12 protein-coding genes are annotated in these 13288 nt (G+C 58.1%); all 12 read right to left on the bottom strand.

Translation table 11 applies throughout. The features are described 5' to 3' along the window. Nucleotides 1-30: 30 nt before the first annotated feature. Nucleotides 31-312, bottom strand: a complete 282-nt coding sequence (gene rpsS, locus CQ015_RS14180) for a 30S ribosomal protein S19 (RefSeq protein ID WP_096283683.1) — start codon at nt 310-312, stop codon at nt 31-33. 12 nt (nt 313-324) lie between these two features. Further along, on the bottom strand, nt 325-1164 hold the full coding sequence (rplB, locus tag CQ015_RS14175) for a 50S ribosomal protein L2 (RefSeq protein ID WP_096283685.1): 840 nt from the start codon (nt 1162-1164) through the stop codon (nt 325-327). Nucleotides 1165-1195: 31 nt separating this feature from the next. After that, a complete protein-coding gene (gene rplW / locus CQ015_RS14170) occupies nt 1196-1498 on the bottom strand; it encodes a 50S ribosomal protein L23 (protein WP_096283687.1) in 303 nt (100 codons plus the stop codon). Continuing rightward, a complete protein-coding gene (gene rplD, locus CQ015_RS14165; RefSeq protein ID WP_096283689.1) occupies nt 1495-2097 on the bottom strand; it encodes a 50S ribosomal protein L4 in 603 nt (200 codons plus the stop codon). The genes rplW and rplD overlap by 4 nt, the downstream gene beginning before the upstream one ends. Nucleotides 2098-2101: 4 nt before the next feature. After that, a complete protein-coding gene (rplC, locus tag CQ015_RS14160; RefSeq protein WP_105553135.1) occupies nt 2102-2752 on the bottom strand; it encodes a 50S ribosomal protein L3 in 651 nt (216 codons plus the stop codon). Between the two features lie 20 nt (nt 2753-2772). Next, nucleotides 2773-3081 (bottom strand): 30S ribosomal protein S10, encoded by a 309-nt coding sequence (gene rpsJ, locus CQ015_RS14155; protein WP_013349689.1) that lies wholly within the window; start codon nt 3079-3081, stop codon nt 2773-2775. Between the two features lie 398 nt (nt 3082-3479). Further along, complete coding sequence (locus CQ015_RS14150; protein ID WP_146114070.1) at nt 3480-7082, bottom strand: hypothetical protein; 3603 nt, start codon at nt 7080-7082, stop codon at nt 3480-3482. A gap of 261 nt (nt 7083-7343) precedes the next feature. Further along, nucleotides 7344-8534, bottom strand: a complete 1191-nt coding sequence (gene tuf / locus CQ015_RS14145) for an elongation factor Tu (protein ID WP_105553137.1) — start codon at nt 8532-8534, stop codon at nt 7344-7346. Between the two features lie 244 nt (nt 8535-8778). After that, nucleotides 8779-10893, bottom strand: a complete 2115-nt coding sequence (gene fusA / locus CQ015_RS14140; protein ID WP_105650427.1) for an elongation factor G — start codon at nt 10891-10893, stop codon at nt 8779-8781. A gap of 70 nt (nt 10894-10963) precedes the next feature. Then, entirely contained in the window at nt 10964-11434 is a 471-nt protein-coding gene (rpsG, locus tag CQ015_RS14135) for a 30S ribosomal protein S7 (protein ID WP_096283700.1), read from the bottom strand. Continuing rightward, nucleotides 11434-11808 (bottom strand): 30S ribosomal protein S12, encoded by a 375-nt coding sequence (gene rpsL / locus CQ015_RS14130; protein WP_096283780.1) that lies wholly within the window; start codon nt 11806-11808, stop codon nt 11434-11436. The genes rpsG and rpsL overlap by 1 nt, the downstream gene beginning before the upstream one ends. A gap of 469 nt (nt 11809-12277) precedes the next feature. Further along, nucleotides 12278-13252 (bottom strand): hypothetical protein, encoded by a 975-nt coding sequence (locus CQ015_RS14125; protein ID WP_146114069.1) that lies wholly within the window; start codon nt 13250-13252, stop codon nt 12278-12280. Nucleotides 13253-13288: the final 36 nt, after the last annotated feature.

Genomic DNA, 13288 nt, shown 5'->3' with positions numbered 1-13288 from the left:
GGGTAAGCATCTCTAGATCCCTAACGGGACCTAGCGACGCTTGCCCTTCTTGTCGTCCTTTACGTGGCCACGGAACGTGCGGGTGGCTGCAAACTCTCCGAGCTTGTGGCCAACCATTGATTCGGTGACAAACACTGGAATGTGCTTACGACCGTCGTGCACGGCGATGGTGTGTCCCAGCATGTCCGGGATAATCATCGAACGGCGGGACCACGTCTTGATGACGTTCTTGGTGCCCTTTTCGTTTTCAGCTTCGACCTTAAGGAAGAGGTGCTGATCGACGAAGGGGCCTTTCTTCAGGCTGCGTGGCATGTTTCCAGGCTCCTATCGCTTGTTCTTGCCGGTACGACGGCGACGCACGATAAGCTTGTCGCTGTCCTTGTTCGGACGACGAGTGCGTCCTTCACGCTTACCATTAGGGTTGACCGGGTGACGACCACCGGAGGTCTTACCTTCACCACCACCGTGTGGGTGATCGATCGGGTTCATGGCGACACCACGCACGGTTGGGCGAACGCCCTTCCAGCGCATGCGGCCGGCCTTGCCCCAGTTGATGTTGATCTGCTCGGCATTGCCAACTTCGCCGATGGTTGCGCGGCAGCGCACATCAACGTTGCGGATTTCACCCGAAGGCAAACGCAGCTGAGCGAAGCGGCCCTCACGAGCCACCAGCTGGATCGAAGCGCCAGCGGAACGTGCCATCTTGGCACCGCCGCCCGGACGCAACTCGACCGCGTGGATTACGGAACCAACCGGGATATTGCGAAGCGGCAGGTTGTTACCTGGCTTGATATCCGCGTTTGGACCGGCCTCAACCTGGTCGCCCTGCTGGAGCTTGTTCGGAGCAACGATGTAGCGCTTGGTTCCATCAATGTAGTGGAGCAAAGCGATACGTGCGGTGCGGTTCGGGTCGTACTCGATGTGAGCAACGGTTGCCGGAACGCCGTCCTTGTCGTGACGACGGAAGTCGATCACGCGGTAGGCACGCTTGTGTCCGCCACCCTTGTGTCGGGTGGTGATCTTACCGGAGTTGTTGCGGCCGCCGCTCTTGGTGAGCGGGCGAACCAGCGACTTTTCCGGAGTCGATCGGGTGATTTCTGCGAAGTCAGCTACCGACGAGCCGCGAAGGCCCGGGGTAGTTGGCTTGTACTTACGAATTCCCATTTTTCTTATTCCTCGTTAAAGTGGTCTCCGCTTAGGAAAGCGGACCGCCGAAGATGTCAATCGATCCTTCTTTCAAGGTGATGATTGCGCGCTTGGTATCCTTGCGTGCACCCCACCCGAACTTGGTGCGCTTGCGCTTACCGGATCGATTCATGGTGTTTACGGACTCAACCTTGACGTTGAAGATAGCTTCAACGGCATTCTTGATTTCCGACTTGTTCGAACGTGGGTCGACCAAGAAGGTGTACTGACCTTCATCGATCAGGCCGTAGCTCTTTTCCGAAACGACTGGTGCGATGACCACATCGTGCGGAGCCTTTGAGAAGACGCTCACTTGGCTTCCTCCTTCTGGACCAGTGCTTCGAAGGCAGCCTTGGTGAAGACTACGTCATCCGAAACCAGAACATCGTAGGTGTTCAACTGGTCGACGTATAGGACGTGCACGGAATCAAGGTTGCGCACCGAAAGTGCTGCAACATCGTTCGCGCGATCAATTACGACGAGCAGGTTCTTGCGCTCGGTCAGCGAACGCAAGGTTGCCAGAGCTTCCTTGGTCGACGGGGTTTCACCGGCAACCAGGTTCTCGATCACGTGGACACGATCGAAGCGTGCGCGATCAGACAGGGCGCCGCGCAGTGCAGCAGCCTTCATCTTCTTCGGGGTACGCTGCGAGTAATCACGTGGGGTTGGACCGTGGACAATGCCACCGCCGGTCATGTGTGGAGCACGGATCGAACCCTGACGGGCGCGGCCGGTACCCTTCTGCTTGAACGGCTTGCGACCGGCGCCGGAAACTTCCGAGCGGTCCTTGGTCTTGTGGGTACCCTGGCGGGCAGCAGCAAGCTGTGCAACGACAACCTGGTGCAACAGCGGGACGTTGGTCTGTACGTCGAAGATACCTGCTGGCAGGTCGACGTTAAGTGCCTTAGTCATTTACTTATGCTCCCTTCACGGCGGTGCGTACGAGAACGACGCGACCGCGAGCGCCTGGAACGGCACCCTTGATCAGCAGAAGGTTCTTCTCAGCGTCGATGGCGTGAATGGTCAGGTTCTGAGTGGTTACGCGCTCAGCACCCATGCGACCGGCCATCTTCTGTCCACGGAAAACGCGACCTGGGGTCGATGCGCCGCCGATGGAACCTGGCTTGCGGTGGTTCTTGTGCGCACCGTGGGAAGCCGGAGCACCCTTGAAGTTGTGACGCTTCATAACGCCGGCAAAGCCCTTACCCTTCGAGGTGCCTACAACGTCGACCTTCTGGCCTGCGTTGAACAGCTCGACGGACAGTTCCTGTCCAGCGGTGTACTCGGCTGCATCTTCAGTGCGCAGCTCCACCAGGTGACGACGTGGGGTCACGCCGGCAGCTTCAAAGTGACCAGCCAGTGGCTTGGTGACCTTGCGTGGGTCGATCTGGCCGTAGCCGATCTGGACTGCGGTGTAGCCATCACGCTCAGCGTTAACTAGCTGGGTGACAACGTTGCTGTCAGCCTGCACGACGGTGACTGGGATCAGAATGTTGTTTTCATCCCAAACCTGGGTCATGCCGAGCTTCGTGCCCAACAGTCCCTTGACATTACGGGTTGCGGTCATAGTTTTCTCGCCACCTCCCCTTAAAGCTTGATTTCGATGTTGACATCCGCTGGCAGGTCGAGACGCATCAGCGAATCAACAGCCTTCGGGGTCGGATCAACGATGTCGATCAGACGCTTGTGCGTGCGCATTTCGAAGTGCTCACGGCTGTCCTTGTACTTGTGTGGCGAACGGATAACGCAGTACACGTTCTTTTCCGTTGGCAGCGGCACTGGGCCGACTACGGTTGCGCCTGCGCGCGTGACCGTCTCAACGATCTTCCGGGCCGAAACGTCAATGACCTCGTGGTCATACGACTTCAGCCGGATGCGGATTTTCTGTCCCGCCATGGCGTCATGCCTCTTTCTGTTAGCACTATCTAGAATTACTGTGCCTATATACGGGCCCTTGCGGACCGGCACGCCTTACGCTGCGGCTGAATCCGGATCAGATCCGGGTTCCTCACCCGCAGGTGGCTCCGACCCCCGCGGTCGGGCGTGTCGTGTAAATTTTAGTCACGACAAAACCGACAGGGTTTTCACTTTGTGCGAAGGTCTTTTGGTTTGCAACGGTTGTATCGATCCCGAACCCCAGGCATTATCCTGTGTGAGAGTCGATCCCGGTCGCGCAAACCACTACCGATTACCCCTCGCGGGGATCGGGTTGCAATCAAGCAACTTATCTAGTCTGACAGGTCGACCGCCGTGGCGCAAATCTTTTGCCCGGATTCGGGCCAGTGATCTTGACCTCACGAACCGGCATTGCCGCGATCTCGGCGTGCTTGCTCCGCGTCCCGCGGGTCAACCTCCTCGCTCTTGGGCTTGCGTTCAACGCGCACCAGCTTGAGCACCGCCGCGACAATCAGCGCGACGCCGGCAAGCACCAGCCAAAGGAATGCCAAGTACCGCAAGAACCACAGCACCGCCGCGGTAATGGCGATCGCGCCCCACCAGATGTAGCGCTTCTGCCCCAGCTTCAGGCCGAGAACGATCAATGCGGCAAAGAAGAAGAGGCTAAAGACCTGCGCCGCCCCATTGCCATCTGCCAGGGTGCTCAACTGGGTCAGCGAGGCAAGAACGGCGGACGCGACCAGATACCCATGGGCCACCGGGGAGCGTCTGCCCATGAAGTGGCGAACGGCCAGGATGCCGGCAACGAGCGTGAAGTACAGGAAGAAGATGCTGATATCTGGCAGGTGAAGGATCCGGGTGTAGCTGCTGAAGCCCAACAATGCGCCGAGCACTATCAGCACATCGCTCCCCCACCGAAGCCAGCGCGTCGGCAATTCGTACATCCGGACTAGAGCGGCGGCACCAAAGATCAGCACCGCACCGGCAATAGTCCACACCGCCCGCAGGTCGTTGAAATGCACCAACGCCCCGGCGATCAGGGTGCCAAGAATCATCGCCGCGAAATAGATACGCGCAGCGGCTCCGCTGGCCTCGCGGGTGGTCACCAGTTCTCGGGGAAAATGTGGAACCGGCTCGGCGAACCGGCCGTGCAAGAGCGAAATGATCAACAGCACCATTGCAGTGAATAGCAGCTGCCAGGTTGGGTCCATCCAGGGTTGCAGGCCTGATGGCCTAGTCCCCCGCCAGAACTCGATGCCTTGGCCAATGGCTCCCAGCAATGCAAGACTGGCGCCGGCGGCCAACCACGGGATTTTCCGGGTGTGAACCAAAAGCCCGAGCTGTAGCGCGGCAACCAGGAAGATCAGCGCGAACCACCCGGGGGCGGGAGCTACGAACCCAATGCAGAACAACGCGAAGACCGTGCCAAAGATCGGCGAGAAGCGCAGTGTGGCCGAATCGCGCAATCGCCACTGCATCGCCAGGCTGATCAGAGCCAGTGCCATGAGCAGAATCTGAATCATCTGCACAGACCACCACGGTCCGTGAATCCAGCCGGTGGCTGAGTAGCTTTGCACGCCTTGGACGTAGCACAGGCCGCACAGTCCCATGATCGCTGCGAAGAGCAGGAACTCCGCATGCTTCGACTGCCCCCTGATGCCCAAGAAGCCTGCCACCGAATGAATGATCCACAAGGACAATCCCAACAGCATGGTGCCACGGTCAGGCAACCCAAACATCGCATCACCGATGAGTAGGACTAGCGGCAGCAGGCAAACCAGTCCAACGGTAATCCACCGCATCTCGCGGCTCAACCGTCGTCCGGTTCGCATGACGAGGCACAAGCGAAGCAGTTGCGGGACCATAACCGATACCAGCAGCAGTGCGAAGCGACCATGGGAATCAAAATTCATCATGTCCACAAACCACCAGATGCTCAGGGTGAAGGTGATTTGTGCGGCGCCTGCGTAGCTCATCTTCCAGCGTGCTGACTGAACCAGCCGCGCACCACGCAGATAGAAGACTAGATTCACAAGTCCCACAAAAGGCAGGGTGTTTTGTGGCCCCTGGAAGCTGAGCAGGAAGAGTCCACCACTAGCCGCCAGCACCATGGTGCGCAATATTTGCACTGCGCGTTCCTGGCCGAAGCCATCGTTGCGCCAGCCGGCCAGAATCACGCTGGCCAACGTTAGTACGATTCCTGCGAAGAACCAGTTGCCGGCAGGTATTCCAAGGAAGCTTGCCGTCCCTGCATCCACGCCAGCAACTTGGTTCACCATAGCTCCGAGGTACCCCAGGGTGATCAACATCAGCAGCGCGGAAGCACCGAAACGAATGAGTTGCCCACGCGTCCGGTCGGCTAGCCGAGCGCCTTGGAGCGTCGAGAAGAGCCACAGCGCAAACAAAGGTACCCACAGGCCGACCACCCCCGCTAGCTGCAGCGAAACATTCTCCGACACGTTCATCGCGTACCAGCTTGACCTAGCCGTTTGGTGATCCAAACCGCTCAGCATCTGCTGCACCGTGCGACCGGCAAATCCGCCGAAGACAAGGAACCCGATCCACCGGGTCTGGTCTAGCGCCAGATGCCAGCGGCGATCCGTTTCGCTGCGCATCGCGAGCGTGAGTCCCACAAGAGCCACGGCTACCCCCGGCAACACCCGCCAGCCAAACAAATCGCTGGCGGTGATCGCCAGCAGGACAAGCGCTACGATGGCGACTGCTTCAATCTTTCCTCGCTTGCCCAAGGCTGGAACCGCGAAGAGCTGGAGCACGGGAATCAACAGCACCGCATACCACCAAGGAATGAGTTCTCCGGTGGCATTGAGCATAACCGCGAACGTTGAGGCGCAGACCAGCGCCCAGAGCAGCATCCGTTCGGCCCGCCACCAGTTGGCTGGCACCGTGAAAAGCCGGCGATAGCCTTGCGCATAATGCGTGATCGCTAAGGCCTGCGCCGCCCAAAGAAGCGCGATGAGCACCCACGTAGTCCCTGGTTCCCAGGCCAGATAATTTGAGGTGGCGAAAATCAGCAGCATGAAGCTCACGCGTGCCGCGTAGAGCCGATACAGCCGGAACCTCACCAGCAATCTGATGGAGAGCAGCAGGTGGGCTGTCACCAAGAAGAACACCCACACCAAGTCGCGGGCATGCAAGGTGGTCCATATGACTAATGCCAGGCCGAGCACCAACAGCGGCAGCAACTGCGCGGTGGCGGACACGGCCGAGTAGAAGAGCGAGGAGCGAACCTTTGCGCTGCGCACGGCCAGGACAAGCAACACCAGGGAGAGCAACAGTATGAAGAGCAGGTAGAACAAGATGCCGCGTTGCACCGTGGCCGCGCAGGCCATGGTGGTGGACACCAATACGAAGACCGCAATCCAAGCTAGTACCCGGGAGCGTAAACGGAGGGTGGCAAAACCCACGGCAAGGGTGCCCAGCACCGAGAAGACCAGCCACGCCACTGCCGCTGACACCGACAGCGTCAGGTAGGTCGCGATTCCCGATAATGGCAATAAGGCCAATCCGGTTCCGGCGAAGGCGCTGGCGGCAGGCTTGAGATTCTGCTTTGCGCCGTGCACATAGAGTCCTCCCCCGTAAAAGGCCGCGGCCAATGCGAACAAGGCGATGAGCTTAGGCAGCGGCGGTAATGCGAAACTCAGGAACAGGGCTCCGGCGGCCACGATCAGCAGGGCGGCCACGTAGAGGGTGACGTTGATATTGCGCAGTTCTCGTTCACGCGGGGTCAGCTGCTTCACCGGGCGGACAGGCGCTGCGGGTGCTTGGACCGGCGGCCGCGCATAGACCTGTGCAGAGGGGTTCGCCACCGGGGCACCCAGGGGCCAAGTGCTCGCCTCTTGGCTCGGTGGCGGCAGAACGTGCGTGGAAGGTTGCTGGGTGCGCGAAGGCATCGCCGACGGCTGCTGGGCGGTACGCGCCGCGTAATTAGTGGCGGCGTTGTAGCCTTCCTGCCAGGCTTGATGCTTAACCTCGGAGTTCACCGCGTGGTTCCTGCGGCCAACGCGAAAGCCTATGAAGAAGCTGGCTGCCACGAGCAGGAGAACCAAAATGAACCAGAACATGCCGCGACCTTAGATCGATGAACTCGCAGAGGGATATCCACGCAATCCAATTAGACCACTGTATTGACATACTTGGCACTTAACGCACGGATGTTAAGCAAAAAGATCTCCACCCCTTCCGAAGAAGTGGTGGAGATCTTTTTTGTCAGACCAGTAGGCCTAGATCAGTTAAGCAGCGAACTACTTGGTGATCTTGGTGACCTTGCCCGAACCAACGGTGCGGCCGCCTTCACGGATAGCGAAGCCGAGGCCATCTTCCATGGCGATTGGCTGAATCAGCTCAACCGACATTTCGGTGTTGTCGCCTGGCATGACCATCTCGGTGCCCTCTGGGAGGGTGATGACGCCGGTCACGTCGGTGGTGCGGAAGTAGAACTGCGGACGGTAGTTCGAGTAGAACGGGTTGTGACGTCCGCCTTCGTCCTTCGACAGGATGTAGACGTTGGCATCGAAGCCGGTGTGTGGGGTGATCGAGCCTGGGGCTACGATAACCTGGCCACGCTCGACATCGTCGCGCTTCAGACCGCGAAGCAGCAGGCCACAGTTCTCGCCGGCCCATGCTTCGTCGAGCTGCTTGTGGAACATCTCGATACCGGTAACGGTGGTCTTCTGGATCGGACGGATGCCGACAACTTCGACCTCCGAGTTGATCTTCAGGGTGCCACGCTCGGCGCGACCGGTCACAACGGTACCGCGACCGGTGATGGTGAAGACGTCTTCGATTGGCATCAGGAATGGACGATCGCGATCACGAACTGGGTTCGGGATGTAGGTATCGACAGCATCCATCAGTTCCTCGATGGACTTGGTCCACTCAGCATCGCCTTCCAGAGCCTTCAGGCCCGAAACGCGGATAACTGGTGCATCGTCGCCATCGAAGCCCTGCGAGGAGAGAAGTTCGCGAACTTCCATTTCGACGAGCTCAAGGAGCTCCTCGTCCTCAACCATGTCGGACTTGTTCAGTGCAACCATCAGTGTTGGCACGCCAACCTGGCGGGCCAGCAGAACGTGCTCGCGGGTCTGAGCCATCGGGCCGTCGGTAGCAGCAACCACGAGGATTGCGCCGTCCATCTGAGCCGCACCGGTGATCATGTTCTTGACATAGTCAGCGTGGCCTGGAGCGTCAACGTGTGCGTAGTGACGGGTCTCGGTCTGGTACTCAACGTGCGAGATATTGATGGTAATACCGCGCTGGCGCTCTTCTGGCGCCGAGTCAACCGACGCGAAGTCGCGCTGCTCGTTGAGATCAGGGTACTTTTCAGCAAGTACCTTGGAGATGGCGGCGGTCAACGTGGTCTTACCGTGGTCAACGTGACCAATGGTGCCGATGTTGACGTGCGGCTTGGTCCGCTCGAACTTTGCCTTTGCCACAGGTTCCTCCTAGAAACGTTTTACAGAAGACTTACTTTCGTTTGCGCGATTCGCAAACGAACTGGAATCAGTCTACTGGGGGCTTGGATATTTACGAAAATTTCGGTCCTGCGCGGGTCCTGCATGTGATGCAAATCCCTCGTTGGCCGTTTGCGAGGCCGGCTTCATTGGCAATAAAGCCGGCTTCGCGATCGGCCACTCCCCCACACTGGCGGGGTCACGGCCAAGTTTGCTTCCTGGACGATTACTCGCCGCGGGCCTTCTGGATGATCTCTTCGGCAACTGCCTTCGGGACCTCAGAGTAGCTGTGGAAGGTCATCGAGTACACTGCACGACCCTGGGTCTTGGACCGCAGATCACCAATGTAACCGAACATCTCCGACAGTGGCACGTGGGCATTGATAACCTTCACGCCAGCTGCATCGGACATCTCGGTGATCGAGCCACGGCGGGAGTTCAGGTCGCCGATAACGTCGCCCATGTACTCTTCCGGGGTACGAACTTCGACGCTCATCAGTGGTTCAAGCAGGATTGGGTTAGCGCGGCGTGCGCCTTCCTTGAATACCTGTGAGCCAGCGATCTTGAACGCCATTTCCGAGGAGTCAACGTCGTGGTAAGCACCGTCGATGACGGTAGCCTTCACGCCGACCATCTGGTAACCAGCAAGGATGCCGTACTGCATGGCGTCCTGGATACCGGCGTCGATGGATGGGATGTACTCACGAGGGATACGACCACCGGTGACGGCGTTCTTGAACTCGTAGGTAACTCCGTCGACAACCTCTAGAGGTTCGAACGATACCTGGACCTTTGCGAACTGGCCCGAACCACCGGTCTGCTTCTTGTGGGTGAAGTCAACCTTCTCCACAGCCTTCTTGATGGTTTCGCGGTATGCGACCTGTGGCTTACCAACGTTGGCTTCCACGCGGAATTCGCGCTTCATGCGGTCCACCAGGATATCCAGGTGAAGCTCGCCCATGCCGCCGATTTCGGTCTGGCCGGTGTCGTCGTTCAACGAAACGGTGAAGGTTGGATCTTCCGCAGACAGCTTCTGGATAGCGGTCGACAGCTTTTCCTGGTCACCCTTGGTCTTAGGCTCGATGGCCACGAAGATCACTGGTGCTGGGAACGACATCGACTCAAGCACGATCGGGTTCGCTGGATCGCAAAGGGTATCACCGGTGGTGGTATCCTTCAGGCCGATCACGGCGTAGATGTGACCTGCGTGGATCTCTTCAACAGGCTGTTCCTTGTTGGCGTGCATCTGGAAGAGCTTGCCAACGCGTTCCTTCTTCTGCTTCGTCGAGTTCAGCAACTGAGTACCTGAAGTTGCCTTGCCCGAGTAAACGCGGATGAAGTTCAGCTGGCCGAAGAATGGGTGAGCGGCAATCTTGAAAGCCAGTGCCGAGAATGGTGCATCCTCGGTAGGCTCGCGAGTGAGCTCAACTTCTTCGTCCTTTGGATCGTGGCCGATAGTCACGCCAACATCCATTGGGTTTGGCAGGAAGTCGATCACTGCGTCGAGCATTGGCTGCACGCCGCGGTTCTTGAAGGCCGAACCACAGTAGACCGGGTAGATCTCCGAGTTGATGACCATCTTGCGAATGCCGGCCTTGAGCTCGTCATTGCTGATCTCTTCGCCTTCGAGGAACTTCTCCATGAGCTCGTCAGAGCCCTCGGCGACATCCTCAACCAGCTTGGCGCGGTACTCGTTGGCCTTTTCCAGCATATCTGCAGGAATTTCGCGAGTCTCGTAGGCGGCACCCATGGTGACGTCACCCTTGGAGTCGCCTTCCCAGACGAATGCCTTCATGGTCATCAAGTCGACGACGCCGATGAATTCGTGCTCGGAACCGATAGGCAGCTGCATCACCAATGGCTTGGCACCCAAGCGCTTGACGATGGTATCTACGGTGAAGTAGAAGTCTGCACCCATCTTGTCCATCTTGTTGACGAAGCAGATGCGTGGAACGTTGTACTTGTCAGCCTGACGCCAAACGGTCTCAGACTGAGGCTCAACGCCTTCCTTGCCATCGAACACGGCAACGGCGCCATCGAGCACGCGCAGCGAGCGCTCCACCTCAACGGTGAAGTCAACGTGGCCAGGGGTGTCGATGATGTTGATCTGGTTGTTGTTCCAGAAACAGGTCACGGCCGCGGAGGTAATGGTGATACCGCGTTCCTTTTCCTGCTCCATCCAGTCGGTGGTCGACGCACCGTCGTGGGTCTCACCGAGCTTGTGATTCACACCCGTGTAGAACAGGATGCGCTCAGTAGTAGTGGTCTTACCAGCATCGATGTGTGCCATGATGCCGATATTTCGGACCTTATTCAGGTCAGTAAGCACGTCCTGTGCCACGTTGTCTCCCTAAAAGGTGAGGCTAGGATTGGCTGGGTGCCTTTTGACACCCAGCAATTCCAAGCGGTTCTTACCAGCGGTAATGGGCGAAGGCCTTGTTGGACTCGGCCATCTTGTGAGTGTCTTCGCGACGCTTCACAGCGGCACCCAGACCGTTCGATGCATCCAAGATCTCGTTCATCAAACGCTCGATCATGGTCTTCTCGCGGCGAGCCTTCGAGTAGCCAACCAACCAGCGCAGTGCAAGTGCGGTTGCGCGGCCTGGCTTGACCTCGACGGGAACCTGGTAAGTAGCGCCACCAACACGGCGTGAACGAACCTCGAGGGCCGGGCGGATGTTATCCATGGCCTTCTTGAGAGTCGTCACAGCGTCGGTGCCGGACTTTGCGGCCGCACCTTCGAGTGCACCGTAAACAATGCGCTCTGCAGTGGACTTCTTGCCGTCGACGAGAACCTTGTTGATCAGCTGAGTGACCAATGGGGATTCGAAGACCGGATCAGAAACTAGTGGGCGCTTTGGCGCCGGACCCTTACGAGGCATTACTTACCATCCTTCTTCGCGCCGTAGCTGGAACGAGCCTGCTTACGACCCTTAACACCCTGAGTATCAAGAGCACCACGTACAATCTTGTAACGAACACCTGGGAGGTCCTTTACACGACCACCGCGAACGAGCACGATGGAGTGTTCCTGCAGGTTGTGTCCGACACCTGGAATGTAAGCGGTAACTTCGATGCCACCGGCAAGGCGCACACGTGCGACCTTACGCAGAGCCGAGTTAGGCTTCTTCGGGGTGGTGGTGTACACACGGGTGCATACGCCACGACGCATTGGGTTGCCCTTGAGGGCAGGAGCCTTGGTCTTGACGACCTTAGGCGAGCGGCCCTTACGGACCAGCTGCTGAATAGTAGGCACTTTCGTGTCCTTCCATTGTCTAAGTTTGTCGGCACCACAACCGAACAGAATCTGCGAAGTTGTGGAGCTAGCTGCTTGCTTTGCGGCCAACAGGAACGGAAAGTCCCTAGGCGTGCGAAAGTGTGGCATTTGTTGCGCAACCTGCCCGCAACCCGGACCGAGTCCATTTTGCCACACCTAAAACAATTGATCTCAGTCTAGCATTAAACCGCCATCGCTCTAGTTTCCGTAAGCTATCTCACCAATGCACTGATCCTATCGAGCCAAGCTGAACGGCGGCGATACCGCAGGTGACCACGGGGTGAATCTAGCAGCGTAGTTTGCGGCAAATCATCTTTAGTAGACTATTCCCCCACTGATCTATCCTCTAATTGGACCCTGCTTAAATGGAACGCCCGCTCTTCTAAGTCAGGCCTAAGCCCGCGATGACGTTAGCGACCAGAGATCTGGAGCCAAGAAGCGAACAAGACTAGTCGATTCGTTGATCCGCCCATTCTTGTATGAGTGTCACCAACGCTGCAGAAGCGTTGGTGCTCAAATGCCCCGGCGCATCGTGTACCTCGCCGGCGGCAACAATGATCTTGTACTTACTCTCCGGAACCACCCGCACGGCGGCAACATCTATCGCAGAACGCGCCGTGCATAGCGGATCTTCCTTCAGGTCCCGACTTCTCAGATTCCGGTCGGTGAGCATCAGGCCATATACACCAGCGAGCGTACCGTCACTGAACGAGGCCAGAACCCGCTCCCCCGCATCCAATGGCATCTTCTTTGCAAATTTGGCGAAATGCTTGGCGTACTTCTTATCGTCTGCGTATTTCACCTCAGTGCCCAGACCCAGCTCTTTCACCCGCCCACGAATGTCGCTTGCGGTCCCCGGAGCTTCGCTGGCTACCTCACTCCCGGTACTCGTGAGCGTTTCAAGAATCATGGTGATGATGCTGACAAGCAACTGACCGAACGATTCGGAGTTCTGTTCATCAGCTAGCGACCTGGCATCATCCCAGTCGTAGCCTTTGATCGCCTCCGAAGCGATAGTGGCGGCAGACCCCGCGATACCGTTCGGTCCCACGTAGAGCGGGTACTGCCGTTCCTCACCCTTGCTAAACACCAGATCCATGGTGTCCTTCACGATCAGTCGCCGGTCCGTGACCAAGAATCCCTGCGCTTGCCGCTTATTGGTTAATTTTAGTGCCACGTCGTAACCGATCCAGATGATCGGCAATTCGTCATCCCCAGCAGGAGACACCAGCATCATCTGCTCTATCGCCCGCCATAACACGCCTTGGCCGTCTTCCCACGTAGGGTGCTTGTATCCGGGAACAAAAACAAAATCGGCAATGTCCGGATGCAGCACCGCCAGCTGGGATGCTTTGGCACTGAGCCTGCTCAGTACTTCTCTGCGCTCAGCTGGCAGGGACGACTCGTAGCTCTCAAGGTTCATGTCAGTCATCCTAACCACGAATCCTGGTGTTGGCAC

It is taken from the genome of Arthrobacter sp. MYb221, assembly GCF_002979835.1.
GTDB lineage: Bacteria > Actinomycetota > Actinomycetes > Actinomycetales > Micrococcaceae > Glutamicibacter.
Note: the sequence above shows the minus strand (reverse complement) of the source record. Positions and strands in the feature narration are given on the sequence as shown.

Excerpts from the sequence above, each read along its gene's own strand:
- rpsS (WP_096283683.1), bottom strand. The coding sequence starts at position 312 with ATGCCACGCAGCCTGAAGAAAGGCCCCTTCGTCGATCAGCACCTCTTC.
- rplB (WP_096283685.1), bottom strand. The coding sequence starts at position 1,164 with ATGGGAATTCGTAAGTACAAGCCAACTACCCCGGGCCTTCGCGGCTCG.
- rplD (WP_096283689.1), bottom strand. The coding sequence starts at position 2,097 with ATGACTAAGGCACTTAACGTCGACCTGCCAGCAGGTATCTTCGACGTA.
- rplC (WP_105553135.1), bottom strand. The coding sequence starts at position 2,752 with ATGACCGCAACCCGTAATGTCAAGGGACTGTTGGGCACGAAGCTCGGC.
- rpsJ (WP_013349689.1), bottom strand. The coding sequence starts at position 3,081 with ATGGCGGGACAGAAAATCCGCATCCGGCTGAAGTCGTATGACCACGAG.
- rpsG (WP_096283700.1), bottom strand. The coding sequence starts at position 11,434 with ATGCCTCGTAAGGGTCCGGCGCCAAAGCGCCCACTAGTTTCTGATCCG.
- CQ015_RS14125 (WP_146114069.1), bottom strand. The coding sequence starts at position 13,252 with ATGAACCTTGAGAGCTACGAGTCGTCCCTGCCAGCTGAGCGCAGAGAA.